Raw genomic sequence first — 13899 nt, forward strand, 5'->3', positions numbered from 1 at the left:
TTCCTTTTCAGAGCGCTTGGCTCAACTGTGCGAGGAAGGCCTGAATGGTCTCCTCATTGCGTTTGAAGAAGTGCCATTGGCCGATCTTCTGGCTGCTGATCAGGCCGGCGCGCTGCAAGATGGCCAGGTGAGCAGAGACGGTCGACTGCGACAGGCCGCAGCGTTGGTCGATCTGCCCGGCACAGACACCGTGTTCGGTGCTGTGGTGCTGGTCAGGAAACTGCGTTGCCGGGTCCTTCAGCCAGTCGAGGATTTCTCGCCGGACCGGGTGGGCCAGGGCTTTTATTATGTCGTCTAGATCGAGGGGCATGGGGTGTGGCTCATGGTGAAGCGGTCGATTGCGATAGGTGAATGTAAATCGGTATTTCGCGATATACAAATATGAAGAGGTTCTGAGCTGAGCACCAATCGCTATATCGCGTTATGACGATATAGGCGTTGGCGGTGCTAGACTGACGCCATGAACTACCTCGCACACTTGCACCTCGGCGGCCCCGCGCCGCAGCAATTGCTCGGCAGCCTGTATGGCGATTTTGTCAAGGGCTCGCTGGAAGGGCGCTTTCCTCCGGCGCTGGAAGCCGCTATCCGGCTGCACCGGCATATTGACAGCTACACCGACCGTCATCCGCTGGTGCTGGCCGCGCTGGCGCGGTTCCCTGTGCAGCGGCGGCGGTTTGCCGGCATTGTCCTGGATGTGTTTTTCGATCATTGCCTGGCGCGGCATTGGGCCGACTATGCCCAGCAGCCGTTGGCGCAGTTCACCGGTGATTTCTATCGGGTGCTGCTGGCGGAGCCTGAGTTGCCCGGGCGCCTGGCGCGCATTGCACCGTTCATGGCAGCCGATGACTGGCTGGGGGCGTATGGCGATTTTGCGACCCTGGAGCAGGTGTTCAACGGCATTGCGCGGCGGTTGTCGCGGCCGGAGGGGATGGCTGGCGTGATGCCTGAACTGGAGCGGTTGTATGAGCCGCTGATGGCGGACTTTCGCGAGTTTTATCCGCAGTTGCAGGCGTTTGCGCTGGCCGAGCGGGTGTCTGGCAGCTGATTCTATTCGCCTGTTCCGGCCCTATCGCCGGCAAGCCAGCTCCCACAGGTTGAGCAACAGCTTCAAGGCCTGTGGAGTGCCTGTGGGAGCTGGCTTGCCGGCGATAAGGCCAGTACTGACAGCACATAAAATCTAGGCAGCCCGCGCCTGCCGCCGTGGCACTTCTTCAACCCCGAACAGCGCCATGTGAATCGCCTGCTGCGCCTGCAACGCCAGCACCGCCCGTTCCTTGCCCACGCTGCCGACAGGTGGCAGCAGGTTAATGCACACCTCGCCCCGTGGCTGGGCAAACAGGCGCATCAGGTGCGACACCAGGTCATCATCGCCAATGAACGGCGCAATCGGGTCTATCTGGCCATCACGCAAATACTGGATAGCCACCGGCTGCACCGGCACCGCCTGGTCGATGGCACCTGCCAGCAAACGACCGTGGAACGTGCGCACGTGGCGCCCATCGGTGGTGGTGCCTTCGGGGAAGATCAACAGCGGCCGGGCGTCGCTCAGTTGCGCGCTGATCTGCTCCCGCAGCCGTTGGCTGTCGCCACCGCCGCGCCGGATGAACAGCGTGCCGGCCTTCTCTGCCAGCCAGCCGGCCACAGGCCAGTGGCGCACCTCGGCTTTGGACAGGAACGACAGCGGAAGCAGCATGCCGAGCAGCGGGATGTCGGCCCAGGAGACGTGGTTGCTGACCCACAGCATCGGCTGTTTGGGCAGTTCGCCTAACACCCTGACCTCAAAGGGCAAGGCTGCGACCAGGCGTTTCATGAACCAGCAGCTCCAGCGTTGCCGGCGCTCGATCGAAGCCGTCAGGCCTACGCGTTCGCCAAGGGCGATCACGCTGGCCATCAGCAGACCGAGCAGCAGCACCAGCATCAGCCTTGTCAGGCGGGCGAGTACCCGCAGCTTCAGCATCAGACCGCCGCCTTGAAGTGGCGGGCGTAGCGTGGGCAGAGGTCGTCGCGCTTGAGCAGGATGAACACGTCGGCGACCTGGAAGTCCTCATCCCAGCAGGGTTCGCCGCAAATCTTCGCACCCAGGCGCATGTAGGCCTTGAGCAGCGGTGGCATTTCGGCGATGACATTGTTTGGCAGGGCCAGCTTCGGCAGCGGGTTTTTAGGCTCGGCGCGCAGGTGCTCGTTGCACAGGTAGCGTTCGCGCAGGCGCTGCATGACCGCATGGGCCTGCACGCCACCGTCCTGCATGGGGATGCTGGCGCACCCCATCAGGTAGCTGTAGCGCCCTTCGTTGAGCACTTCGGCCAGCTCGCCCCAGAGCACGGCGATGGTGCCGCCGTTGCGGTATTCGGCGGCCACGCAAGTGCGGCCCAGTTCAAGAATCGGCCCTTGCAACTGCAACAGGCCGTGCAGGCTGAACTCTTCTTCGCTGTAGAAACGGCCAAGGCTGCTGGCAGCCTGGTGGTCGAGCAGCCGGGTGGTGGCGACCAGTTCGCCGGTGCTCAGGTCGCGCACGCCGATGTGGCGGCAGTGCGGGTCATAGTCATCCATGTCCAGACCGTGTTCGGCACCTTTGAGCTTGGCCTTGAATTCTGCGCTGAACACTTTGTAGCGCAAGGCCTGGGCTTCCTGCAGGGCCGTGGCGCCGACCAGGCGTTCGGCTTGCAGACGGCGTTCAGTGCTGTTGTCGCCGGTGTGAGCGATCCGAGTCATTACGAGTCTCCATAAGCCAGCCATGAAGGGTTGCGGCCGGTCGGCTTTGTTGTGCAAAGTCAGCCTAGGTAGACGGGGTGTCACCCCTGTGAATCTTTGGTGATGCTTGCGTGACACCCGCCCTCAACCCCCGCAAGGAGCTGCGTCCGATGGCCTGGCTACAACGACTCAACGACCCGCTGCGCCAACCTGTGGCCGGCACTCTGGGCGAAACCTACGCCGCGCTGCTTGAGCGCCTTGGCCAGGTCGCCCCGTTCGAACTGGCGGTGCTCGGCGGGCGCGCGATGGCCACGCCGGGCCTGGCCTTTCTCGTCGGTTACCAGGCTGCCTTACGCGTGCTCTGGCCCAGCGCGCCGGCCAGCCTCGGCGCCCTGTGCGCCACCGAGCGGCGCAGCGTGCGGCCGGCGGACATGCGCACCCGTATCGACGGGTTGCGCCTGAGCGGCAGCAAGGATTTCGTCACCGCCGGGCTTGAGGCGGAATGGTTGCTGGTGGCGGCGCGCAGTGAAGCGGCAGGCGAGGCACCACGCTTGAACCTGGCGGTGGTGTACCCGGGCGAACCGGGGGTGACGTTGGAGGCGTTGCCGACCTTGCCGCTGATGCCCGAAGTCGGCCATGGCCGGTTGCACCTGGAGCAGGCGGCGTGCGAATTGCTGGCCGGAGATGGCTGGGATGCCTACGTCAAACCGTTCCGCTCGCTCGAGGACTTGTACGTACTTGCCGGTATGACGGCCTGGCTGTATGGCGTCGGCCAGGAGTGTGCGTGGCCGCAGGCGTTGCGCTTGCGCCTGCTGAGCGTGTTGGCCGGGTGTGCAGAAGGCAGCCGTCAGTGTGCGGACAGTGTGGGTTGCCATTTGTTGCTGGCGGGGTTGTTTGCGCAGTTTCAGGCGCTGCGCGCTGATATTGATGAGGCTTTGCTGGCTGGGCCCAAGCAGTGGGCGCAATTGTGGCAGCGTGATCAAGGGGTGATGGCGCTGGCTGCAGCAGCGCGGGAGAAGCGCCTGGCCAAGGCCTGGGCGGCTGCAGGATTGTCATAAAGGGCCGGCAGACTCGGGTGAACATTTGAATGTTGGGGCTGCAACGCAGCCCCATATTATGTGAGCTCAAGATGGAAAAGGTCCTGCTGGCCCTGCTGTGGCTTGTCATGTCCTCGGCCCGCGCCGAACACTGGCCAGCCCCCGACTGGCAAACCGACCCTGCCCCCCTCGACTGGCAAGCCGTCGACGCCTACGCCTTCCCCGCTGACCGCAGCATCCACACCAACGCCCTGCTGATCATCCGCGACGGCCGCATTCTCTATGAACGCTACACCCACCCCACAACCGCCCATACCGCGCACCTCACCTGGTCAGTGAGCAAGAGCGTGCTGGCCACGGTGCTGGGTGTTGCCCAAGGCGAAGGCCGCTTCCAACTGCAGGACCCGGTCGCCCGCTTCTATCCACCCATGCAAACCCACCCGGACGTGCGCCTGGCCGACCTGCTGCACTGGGCCAGCGGCCTGGGCTGGCAGGAAGACTACGAGTACGCCCCGTTAAACTCCTCCGTGGTGGCCATGCTCTACACCCGCGGCCGTGGGGACATGGCGGCCTACACAGCGGCGCGGCAAGCGGCCCGCACACCAGGGCAGCATTTTTTGTATTCCAGCGGTGACAGCAACCTGCTGGCTGCAGCGTTACGCGGCATGCTCGATGCCGGGCAGTACCCCGACTACCCCTGGCAGGCGCTGTTCACGCCGCTGGGCATCCACAGCGCGGTATGGGAGCGCGATGCTGCTGGTACCTATGTCGGCTCTTCGTACCTCTACCTCACTGCCCGGGACCTGGCGCGCATTGGCCTGTTGATGCAGCGCGAGGGGCGCTGGGGTGATCGGCAGCTGCTGCCTGCAACCTGGGTGGCCTTCAATCGCACACCCTTTGCACAGGCCGAGCCAGTGCCGGGCGAAGCCAACCCGGGTGGGCACTGGTGGCTCAACGATGCGCGGGCGTGGCCGGATGCCCCCGCGGACACCTACGCCGCGCTGGGCCATTGGGGCCAGGCGCTGTACGTGTTGCCTAGGCAAAAACTGGTGATTGTCCGCTATGCCGATGACCGCGACGGCACCTACCAGCATGACCAACTGCTCAAGCGTGTGTTGGCGGCGCTGGCCGGGGAGGGCGCATGAGGCGGGCGCTGCGGGTGCTTGTGGCGCTGCTTGCCGTGTCGCTGGGCTGGAGCGCGTGGCAGGCGCGCCAGGCGCTGGCGGATTTCCCGAGCATTCTTTCGGCCTATTCGGCCAAGGAGTATTGCTCGTGCCGCTTCGTCATGGGGTTCGACCCGGCCTACTGTCGCGCCTACGTGAAACAGTGGCTGCCGCTGAGCCTGCTTGAAGAAAGCAGCGAGCAACGGCGCGTTACCGCCGAAGGCCTGGGCCGGCGTAACCAGGCTGCCTGGCAGGGCGCGCGCGAGGGCTGCCGCTTGCTGCCATGATGGCGGGCGGGTAAGGTTGCGGTCTTGTTTCACGAGATCTGTCATGTTCAAGTTGCCCCGTCTCCTGCCCGCATTATTGCTGGCCCTATGCCTTCCTGCCCACGCCAACTGGCACCTCGATGGCGAGTCATCACGCCTGTCGTTCATTACCGGCAAAAACGGTGATACGGCCGAAGTTCATCGCTTTCTGGTGCTGCATGGCACGGTGGACCGCAAGGGTGCGGCTGGCCTGCGTATCGAAATGGATTCGGTCAACAGTGGCATCCCGCTGCGCGACGAGCGCATGCGCGACGGCCTGTTCGAAGTCGAGCGGTTCGCCGAGGCCACGGTGAAGGCACAGCTGGACCTGCGGCCGATCAACGACTTGGCCAACGGTGCGCAGATCGAACTGCGCCTGCCACTGACGGTGACGCTGCATGGCCAGTCCCACAGCTACAATGCCTTGCTGCTGGCCACACGGCTGGACGAGCGGCGCTTCCAGGTGGTGACCCTGGAGCCCTTGGTACTGCGCGCCGAGGATTTTGGCCTGGTGCCGGGGCTGGAGAGCTTGCGCAAGTTCGCTGGGCTCAAGTCCATCAACCCATCGGTACCGGTTAATGCGGTGCTGATCTTTACCGCCCGCTGACATGCCGGGGCCGGTCTTCCCCTGGCGGGATGGCAACCAGTTCGAACTGCTGATCGACGGCCCCGAGTTCTTCCCACGCATGCTCCAGGCGATCACGCGTGCCGAGTTCCAGGTCGACCTCGAACTGTATCTGGTCGAAGCGGGCGCGTGCGCCGATGCGGTGGTCGACGCGTTGGCACAAGCCGCCCGGCGCGGTGTGCGGGTACGCTGCCTGTTCGATGACTATGGTTCGCTGGCCTTCAACAGCGCCTTGCGCCAGCGGCTGCTTGAGGCCGGCGTTTACCTGCGCTGGTACAACCGCCTGCGCTGGAAGCGTGGCCTGCGTAACCTCTACCGCGATCACCGCAAGCTGCTGCTGGTGGACGAGCGCTGGGCGGCGGTGGGCGGCACGGGCGTCACCGATGAATTCTGGACGCCGGGCACCGCTACCAGTGAATGGCATGAGGTGATGGTGCAAATAGAAGGCCCTGTGGTCACCGACTGGCAACTGCTGTTCGACCGCCAATGGCACGCCAACAACCGCCGCACCGCCTGGCGGCCGGCTGAAGGCTTTGGCCTGCCACGCCTGCCCAAGGTGCCGGCACAAGGGCAGGGCATGGGCCGGGTAGCCTATGCCGACGCCCGCCAGCATCAGGACATCCTGCATGCGCTGGTGCGTGCGCTGAACAGCGGCAAGCAGCGGGTATGGCTGGCCACGCCGTATTTTCTGCCGACCTGGAGCGTGCGCCGCTCGTTGCGCCGTGCAGCCAGCAAGGGCCTGGACGTGCGCTTGTTGCTGACCGGGCCGCGTACCGACCACCCGTCGGTGCGCTATGCCGGGCATCGCTATTACCCACGTCTGTTGCGCGCCGGGGTGAAGATATTCGAATACCAGCCGTGTTTCCTGCACCTGAAAATGGCCGTGGTGGACGACTGGGTCAGCGTCGGCTCGTGCAACTTTGACCACTGGAACCTGCGCTTCAACCTTGAGGCCAACATCGAGGCCCTTGACCCGCCGCTGACCGCTGCCGTGGTGGCCAGTTTCGAGCGTGATTTCGCCTTGAGCGAAGAAGTCGACCTCGCTCACTGGCATGCCCGGCCACTGTGGCGACGGGTGAAACAGCGGGTGTGGGGGTGGCTCGACCGGCTGGTGGTCAACGTACTCGACCGCCGTGACTAAGAGCGACTATCGTGCAGTGACTGTTCACAGGCAATGGAAGGAGTGGATGTGATGACGGCGAAGAAGATTCTCATGCTGGTGGGCGATTACGTCGAAGATTACGAGGCGATGGTGCCGTTCCAGGCCCTGAGCATGGTGGGCCATACGGTACATGCCGTGTGCCCCGAGAAGCTCGCGGGCCAGACCGTGCGCACTGCCATCCATGACTTCGAGGGTGAACAGACTTACAGCGAGAAACCGGGGCATAACTTTGCCTTGAACTACGACTTTGTGCGCGTGCGGGCCGAAAGCTATGACGCCCTGCTGATCCCCGGTGGCCGTGCCCCTGAATACCTGCGCTTGGATGACAAAGTGCTGGACCTGGTCAGGGCGTTCAACGATGCGGGCAAGCCGATTGCCGCAGTGTGCCATGGGGCTCAGTTGTTGGCAGCGGCTGGCGTGTTGGAAGGGCGCGAGTGCAGTGCCTACCCGGCGTGTGCACCCGAGGTGCGCTTGGCGGGCGGCACGTTCATTGATATCGCGGTGGACCAGGCGCACGTGGATGGCAACCTGGTGACTGCGCCGGCGTGGCCTGCGCACCCGGCCTGGCTGGCGGCATTTTTGAAGGTGCTGGGGACTCGCATTTCCTGAACCGGCCCATTCGCGGGCAAGCCCGCTCCCACAGGGTAGCTGCTGTTCTTCAGTTCAGTGGAGCACCTGTGGGAGCGGGCTTGCCCGCGAAAGGGCCCGTACAGGAAGCACAGCTGGAACAGCCTTAACCAACCTGCTCAACCCAGTCATTGAGGTTGTAGTAGTTGGTCACCCGGGCAATCTTGCCGCAGTGAATATAGAAGAACGCCCCCGCTGACAGCACATACGTCTGCCCATTGGCCGCAGGTAGCCCTTCGTCATTGGCGAGGTATTCGCCATGCACTGTGAACTCCGCCGCCGCCCGGCTGCCGTCGGCATTCTGCATCACCACGATATCGGCCAGGCGCTCGCGGTAGCAGCGGTTCATCTTGTCCATGAACGCGGCAAACCTGGCTTTGCCCATCTGCCGCTCGCCCTGGTTGATGTCGTGGATCACGTCTTCGCTGAGCAGGGCGAGAAAGCCTGGCATGTCACCGGCATTGAAGGCTGCGTAGTATGCATTTACCAGTTCGGTAGCGGTCATGGAACAATACCTGTCGTGTAGGGAAAAGGCGGAGCGTGGGTTCGGATGATAGGGTTTCCCCTCAAGCCCGGCTTAGCCGAGCGCGTCATCCACATCGACAAAACGACCGCCAAGCATGGAAATACGCCTGTTGCACGGCGCCGCTATCGCGCCTTACATCGATGACCTCGCTCGCCTGCGCCTGACCGTGTTCCGCGAGTTTCCCTACCTTTACGACGGCACGCCGGAGTATGAGGCCGACTACCTGTCTACTTACGCCCGCTCCGGGCGCAGCCTGGTGGTGCTGGCGCTGGACGCCGGCAGGGTGGTGGGTGCCGCCACCGGCCTGCCGCTGGTGGACGTTGCCGCCGAGTTCCAACAACCGTTCCTGGCCCAAGGGCGTGACCCTGCCAGCGTGTACTACTTCGGTGAATCGGTTGTGTTGCCGGAGTACCGGGGCCAAGGCCTGGGCGTGCGCTTCTTTATCGAACGCGAGTCCTATGCCCACAAGCTTGCCGAATTCGACTATTGCGCCTTCTGTGCCGTCGAGCGCCCAGGCGTGCACCCCCGGCGGCCGGCCGATTACAAGCCCTTGCAAGGGTTTTGGCGCAATCGAGGCTTTCTGCACGACCCCTCTTTGCGCACCACCTATGGCTGGCGCGACCTGGATGAGCAGGAAACGTCCGAAAAGATCATGTCGTTCTGGCTCAAGGAACTGCCGATATGATCCGTCTGGCAGCCTGCCAGTACGCCATCGAACTGCACAAGACCTGGGATGCTTACGTCGACCACCTGCAGCGCTTGTGCGCCGAAGCTGTGCAAGATGGCGCCCAGTTGCTGCTGTTGCCGGAGTACGCGGGCCTGGTGCTCAGCGGGCTGCTACGCGAGGAGCAGCGGGGTGACCTGAAGGGTTCCATCGCCGGTATCCAGCCGTTGATCGAACCCTGGAAGGCCTTGTGCGAGCGCATTGCCCGGCGCTGGGGTATCTATCTGCAACCCGGCAGCCTGCCAGTGCAGGACAGCGATGGCCGCTATCGCAACCGCGCCTGGCTGTTTGGCCCCGACGGTGTGCTGGGTTATCAGGACAAACTGATCATGACCCGCTTCGAGCGCGAGCAATGGGACATCGCGCCGGGCGAGGGGCTGAAGGTATTCGAGACCAAGCTTGGCAAGCTGGGCATTCTGATCTGCTACGACAACGAGTTTCCGATGCTGGCCCGGCAGTTGGCCGAAGCGGGTGCCGACCTGATTCTGGCCCCCAGTTGCACCGACACCGAAGCCGGTTACAACCGGGTGCGTATCGGCGCCCAGGCAAGGGCGCTGGAAAACCAGATTGCCGTGCTGCAGAGCCCGACGGTAGGGCTGGCGCCGTGGTCACCAGCGCTGGATGAGAACATTGGGCGTGCGGGGTTGTTCGTACCGCCGGACCATGGGATGCCCGCGGATGGCGTGGTGGCGCTAAGTGATCAGCTCAACCCGGTCGGCAGCCAGTGGCTGATGTGTGAGGTAGACCTTGAGGCCGTACGGCGGGTGAGGCAGGCGGGGCAGGTGTTTACCCGGCGCGACTGGCCAGAGCAGTTCGGGCGGATGCTGTAAATGAAAACGCCCGGCGGATGCCGGGCGTTTTCGATCAGGCCAGAGGTGAATTACTTCACTTCAACAGCCAGGCTTTCGGCAATCTTGCTCTGCCACAGCGCAGGGCCGGTGATGTGCACCGATTCACCGTTGCTGTCCACCGCGACGGTGACTGGCATGTCTTTCACGTCGAACTCGTAGATCGCTTCCATGCCCAGCTCGGCGAAGGCCAGGACCTTCGACTTGCGGATCGCCTGGGCGACCAGGTAAGCGGCGCCGCCAACGGCCATCAGGTACACGGCCTTGTTGTCCTTGATCGCTTCGATGGCGGTCGGGCCACGCTCGGACTTGCCGATCATGCCCAGCAGGCCCGTTTGCTCGAGGATCTGGCGGGTGAACTTGTCCATGCGGGTAGCGGTGGTCGGGCCGGCTGGGCCAACCACTTCGTCACCGACCGGGTCGACTGGGCCGACGTAGTAGATGAAGCGGCCTTTGAGGTCCACTGGCAGTTCTTCGCCACGGTTGAGCATCTCGACCATGCGCTTGTGCGCAGCGTCGCGGCCGGTGAGCATCTTGCCGTTGAGCAGGATGGTCTCGCCTGGCTTCCAGCTGGCGACTTCTTCCGGGGTGATGTCGTCGAGGTTGACGCGGCGGGCGCTTGGGCCGGCTTCCCAGACGATTTCTGGGTAGGCGTCCAGCGACGGCGCTTCCAGCTCGGCTGGGCCGGAGCCATCGAGCACGAAGTGCGCGTGACGGGTGGCAGCGCAGTTCGGGATCATGCACACCGGCAGCGAGGCCGCGTGGGTCGGGTAGTCCATGATCTTGACGTCGAGCACAGTGGTCAGGCCGCCCAGGCCCTGGGCACCGATGCCCAGCTGGTTGACCTTCTCGAACAGCTCCAGGCGGATCTCTTCGATGCGGTTTTGCGGGCCGCGGGCTTTCAGTTCATGGATGTCGATGGACTCCATCAACACTTCCTTGGCCATGACCGCAGCTTTTTCGGCGGTACCGCCGATGCCGATGCCGAGCATGCCAGGTGGGCACCAGCCAGCGCCCATGGTCGGAACGGTCTTCAGCACCCAGTCGACGATCGAGTCGGACGGGTTGAGCATGGCCATCTTCGACTTGTTTTCCGAGCCGCCGCCTTTGGCTGCGACATCGACTTCGACCTTGTCGCCAGGGACGATCGAGTAGTGGATGACGGCCGGGGTGTTGTCCTTGGTGTTCTTGCGAGCACCGGCCGGGTCGGCCAGGATCGAGGCGCGCAGGACGTTCTCAGGCAGGTTGTAGGCGCGACGCACACCTTCGTTGATCATGTCGTCGACGCTCAGGGTGGCGCCGTCCCAGCGCACGTCCATACCGACGCGCACGAACACGGTGACGATACCGGTGTCCTGGCAGATCGGGCGGTGGCCGGTGGCGCACATGCGCGAGTTGATCAGGATCTGGGCGATGGAGTCGCGCGCGGCAGGCGACTCTTCACGCAGGTAGGCCTCGTGCATCGCCTGGATGAAATCGACGGGGTGGTAGTACGAGATGAATTGCAGGGCGTCGGCAACGCTCTGAATCAGGTCGTCTTGCTTGATCACGGTCATGCAGCGCGCTCCTCTTAAAGACGGGAACATTCGTAAAGGCCCTTCGACACTGCACACCTGTGTGTCGAAACGCCTGGCAAGGCGTCGGCAGGTCAGGCCGACGTAAAAAGGCGCGGCAGTATAGCGCGCCTCACCGTGCGAAACACCTGCGTGTGGTCTGGACCATGGTCGGCAGGGTGACGGGCATCCTTTTTGCTGCCAATCGCGGCTTGCCTTAGAGTGACGATGTGTACCCGGAGAATGATGACCATGCCTGAACTCTGTGTGGGCGAGCGCCGCTGGACGGTGCCCACCGGCAGCAACCTGCTCGATGCCTTGAACGCGGCGGGCTTGAATGTGCCCTACAGTTGCCGCGCAGGCAGTTGCCACGCCTGCCTGGTGCATTGCCTGGACGGGCAACCGGCGGATGCCTTGCCCGAGGCCTTGGCGCTGGACAAGCACGCACAGGGCTGGCGCCTGGCGTGCCAGTGCCGGGTGGTGGATGACCTGCGCGTGGCGGTGTTCGACCCGCTGCTCGAAGGCATGCCCGCGACGGTGTGTGCACTGGACTGGTTTGGCGATGTGTTGCGCTTGCGCCTGCGGCCCGAGCGGGCCCTGCGCTACCAGGCCGGCCAGCATCTGGTGCTGTGGAACGGTGCGGTTGCGCGGCCCTATTCGTTGGCAAGCCTGCCGGGTGAGGATGATTTTCTCGAGTTTCATATCGACTGCCGGCGGCCAGGGGCGTTTTGTGACAGCGCTCGCGGCTTGCGGGTTGGTGATGAGCTGCGCCTGGGCGAGCTCAGGGGCGGGGCGTTGCACTACGACCCGGACTGGCAGGAGCGGCCGCTGTGGATGTTGGCGGCGGGTACCGGGCTTGCGCCATTGTGGGGCATCTTGCGTGAGGCTGTGCGGCAGGGGCATCGCGGCGAGATTCGGGTGCTGCATGTGGCGCGGGACAGTACCGGGCATTACCTGGCTGAAGCGTTGCAGGGCAGGGTAGGTGTCACCGTCGAGCTGGTGCTTGCGGAGCAGATGGAGGAAGCGCTGGCGGGGTTGCGGATGGTGTCACGACAGACGGTGGCACTCGTATGCGGGGCGCCCGCGAGTGTCGAGCGTTTCGCCCGGCGCCTGTTCATTGCTGGGGTGCCGAGAGGCCAGGTGTATGCCGATGCCTTTGTTGAACACGTTTAAACCTTGAACAAAGCACCTTGGTCAATCGCGGGCAGTTCGCGATTGACCGTTTGCCATGTGCCGGTGCTGATTGTCAGGGCGCTGTGAGGCAACGCAGCAGGAAACCTTTGCGGATCCAGCCTTGCTCCTCTTCCTTTTTCTCATTGTCCTCGCCGGTCACCAATGTGCGGCCGTCTGGTTGCAGTTCGCTGCTTAAAACCCTATCCATGCTCTTACCTAGAGAAAACGACAGCCAGCCATTTTCCTGAAAACCACTGTCCGGTAGGCCGTCGGCCGAGAACCTGCCGACTAAAAGATCAGCTTGACTCCCGCTGGTGTCGCCTACAGTGATGATGGCCTTGTCTTGGAAGACGGCGACCGTTTTCCAGTAACCTCCGGTGCCCAGAGAGGTAGTGATGAAGCCCGCCATCGGTTGGCCCTGATGATCGAAAGCGGCGATCACACTTTTCTGAGGTACTTCGCCGCCGGCACAGACAATGGCGTTAGACGCGAGTTTGGCAATCGAGAAAAAGTTGGCATGAGACGTCAGCTCGGCGAAGGCAAAGCCTTCGTGACCGAATGTCGAGTCATAGTCACCGCTACTGTGCAGGCGGATGACACAGGCTAAGTCGCGATCAGCAGTCATGACCGACCCGCCCAGCAGAATGAATTCACCGTCCAGAAGCATTGCGGTCGTGTAAGTAAGGTATCCCCTGGGCGGTGTAAGCTGCTTGTAACCGGTGCCGTTGAAGCTCGTATCCAAAGCGCCGTCGGCGTTGAACCGCATGATCGTGGAGTGGCTATTGTTGAACTGAAATGTGAGGTAAACCTTGTCGTTCGCCGCGAGTGTCTGCACCTGCGGTGGTCCCTCAGCGACTTCAATAACGCGAGGTGTGGATGAGACGTGTTTTTGCTCCTGCACCATAAGGTCTGTGGGCGTTTTGATCACAATATGGCCACCGTCGCCGAATGACGTGTCTAGCAAGCCGCCGCTGCTGAATCGAGCCAGAGCGGGTTGTAGTCCATTATGCAAACCGCTCATGAGGATTTTGCCGTCTGAGAGCAGGTGAACGCTGCTGCCAGCGGCGGATGACGGGGGAGCGAATTTGCCTTCGGTCAGCCCATTGTTTTTACCAAAGTGTTGATCGAGCTTGCCTGTGTCATCCACCCTAAAAATGACGTAATTGCCGCCCACACTCGTGCCAACGCAAATTCTGCCGTTCCTGTTATCTGGGATTGAAGACGCGATTTTCTCAATCGACCGGTGTGGGCGAGCGACGCCGTAGGCGCCGTAGTCAGGGTCCAGCACGTTCTGTATGCGGGTTGTGCTCATTGCTTTTCACCTTTCGTGTTGAACAGTGTGAAGCCGTTGCGTCACTCAACGATCGCAGGCTGGGCGCCAAGACGAAACTGGCAAAAATGCTAGGTAGCGGACATGAAAAAGCCCCGTGAGTAGGGCTCACGGGGCTTCTTGACTACGGGCGTG

General features: G+C 63.0%; 16 protein-coding genes. 10 read left to right on the plus strand and 6 right to left on the minus strand.

What is annotated here, in order from left to right; all coding sequences use genetic code 11:
- Positions 1–7: 7 nt before the first annotated feature.
- Positions 8–310, minus strand: coding sequence for an ArsR/SmtB family transcription factor (locus QOS90_RS19880; RefSeq protein WP_027594057.1), 303 nt, complete (start codon positions 308–310; stop codon positions 8–10).
- A gap of 150 nt (positions 311–460) precedes the next feature.
- Here QOS90_RS19880 and QOS90_RS19885 point away from each other — a divergent pair, with 150 nt between their 5' ends.
- Positions 461–1045: an acyl carrier protein phosphodiesterase gene (locus QOS90_RS19885; protein WP_027594058.1), complete on the plus strand. Its 585-nt coding sequence runs from the start codon at positions 461–463 to the stop codon at positions 1043–1045.
- Between the two features lie 132 nt (positions 1046–1177).
- On the opposite strand, the gene QOS90_RS19890 is transcribed toward QOS90_RS19885, so the two are convergent.
- Together QOS90_RS19890 and olsB are read right to left on the minus strand one after the other, a co-directional pair.
- Complete coding sequence (locus QOS90_RS19890) at positions 1178–1957, minus strand: lysophospholipid acyltransferase family protein (RefSeq protein WP_085273622.1); 780 nt, start codon at positions 1955–1957, stop codon at positions 1178–1180.
- On the minus strand, positions 1957–2712 hold the full coding sequence (gene olsB / locus QOS90_RS19895; protein ID WP_027594060.1) for an L-ornithine N(alpha)-acyltransferase: 756 nt from the start codon (positions 2710–2712) through the stop codon (positions 1957–1959). The genes QOS90_RS19890 and olsB overlap by 1 nt, the downstream gene beginning before the upstream one ends.
- A gap of 149 nt (positions 2713–2861) precedes the next feature.
- Here olsB and QOS90_RS19900 point away from each other — a divergent pair, with 149 nt between their 5' ends.
- The 6 genes from QOS90_RS19900 to QOS90_RS19925 all read left to right on the plus strand — a co-directional run bounded on the left by QOS90_RS19900 (position 2862) and on the right by QOS90_RS19925 (position 7592).
- Complete coding sequence (locus QOS90_RS19900; RefSeq protein ID WP_085273621.1) at positions 2862–3749, plus strand: acyl-CoA dehydrogenase middle domain-containing protein; 888 nt, start codon at positions 2862–2864, stop codon at positions 3747–3749.
- Between the two features lie 71 nt (positions 3750–3820).
- Positions 3821–4873: a serine hydrolase domain-containing protein gene (locus QOS90_RS19905; protein ID WP_085273620.1), complete on the plus strand. Its 1053-nt coding sequence runs from the start codon at positions 3821–3823 to the stop codon at positions 4871–4873.
- A complete protein-coding gene (locus tag QOS90_RS19910; protein WP_085273619.1) occupies positions 4870–5178 on the plus strand; it encodes an amidase in 309 nt (102 codons plus the stop codon). Before QOS90_RS19905 ends, QOS90_RS19910 begins: the two co-directional genes overlap by 4 nt.
- A gap of 43 nt (positions 5179–5221) precedes the next feature.
- A complete protein-coding gene (locus QOS90_RS19915) occupies positions 5222–5803 on the plus strand; it encodes a YceI family protein (protein WP_085273618.1) in 582 nt (193 codons plus the stop codon).
- A gap of 1 nt (position 5804) precedes the next feature.
- Positions 5805–6962 (plus strand): phospholipase D-like domain-containing protein, encoded by a 1158-nt coding sequence (locus QOS90_RS19920; RefSeq protein WP_085273617.1) that lies wholly within the window; start codon positions 5805–5807, stop codon positions 6960–6962.
- A 48-nt stretch (positions 6963–7010) separates the two neighbouring features.
- Entirely contained in the window at positions 7011–7592 is a 582-nt protein-coding gene (locus QOS90_RS19925) for a DJ-1/PfpI family protein (RefSeq protein WP_177408603.1), read from the plus strand.
- A 124-nt stretch (positions 7593–7716) separates the two neighbouring features.
- On the opposite strand, the gene QOS90_RS19930 is transcribed toward QOS90_RS19925, so the two are convergent.
- Positions 7717–8115 carry a nuclear transport factor 2 family protein gene (locus tag QOS90_RS19930; RefSeq protein WP_085273615.1) on the minus strand — a complete coding sequence of 133 codons (399 nt, stop codon included), beginning with the start codon at positions 8113–8115 and terminating at the stop codon, positions 7717–7719.
- A 115-nt stretch (positions 8116–8230) separates the two neighbouring features.
- Between QOS90_RS19930 and QOS90_RS19935 the strand changes: the two genes are divergently transcribed.
- Entirely contained in the window at positions 8231–8821 is a 591-nt protein-coding gene (locus QOS90_RS19935) for a GNAT family N-acetyltransferase (protein ID WP_027594068.1), read from the plus strand.
- The gene (locus tag QOS90_RS19940) at positions 8818–9690 is read left to right on the plus strand and encodes a carbon-nitrogen hydrolase family protein (RefSeq protein WP_027594069.1); all 873 of its coding nucleotides are present in this window, start codon (positions 8818–8820) and stop codon (positions 9688–9690) included. Before QOS90_RS19935 ends, QOS90_RS19940 begins: the two co-directional genes overlap by 4 nt.
- 50 nt (positions 9691–9740) lie before the next feature.
- On the opposite strand, the gene QOS90_RS19945 is transcribed toward QOS90_RS19940, so the two are convergent.
- On the minus strand, positions 9741–11264 hold the full coding sequence (locus QOS90_RS19945; RefSeq protein ID WP_027594070.1) for a fumarate hydratase: 1524 nt from the start codon (positions 11262–11264) through the stop codon (positions 9741–9743).
- A gap of 249 nt (positions 11265–11513) precedes the next feature.
- Between QOS90_RS19945 and QOS90_RS19950 the strand changes: the two genes are divergently transcribed.
- On the plus strand, positions 11514–12434 hold the full coding sequence (locus tag QOS90_RS19950; RefSeq protein WP_085273654.1) for an iron-sulfur-binding ferredoxin reductase: 921 nt from the start codon (positions 11514–11516) through the stop codon (positions 12432–12434).
- Between the two features lie 73 nt (positions 12435–12507).
- Here the strand turns inward: QOS90_RS19950 and QOS90_RS19955 are convergent, their stop codons facing one another.
- A complete protein-coding gene (locus QOS90_RS19955; protein WP_085273614.1) occupies positions 12508–13746 on the minus strand; it encodes a delta-60 repeat domain-containing protein in 1239 nt (412 codons plus the stop codon).
- Positions 13747–13899: the final 153 nt, after the last annotated feature.

Source organism: Pseudomonas sp. LAIL14HWK12:I10 (genome assembly GCF_900184205.1).
GTDB classification, from domain to species: domain Bacteria; phylum Pseudomonadota; class Gammaproteobacteria; order Pseudomonadales; family Pseudomonadaceae; genus Aquipseudomonas; species Aquipseudomonas kermanshahensis.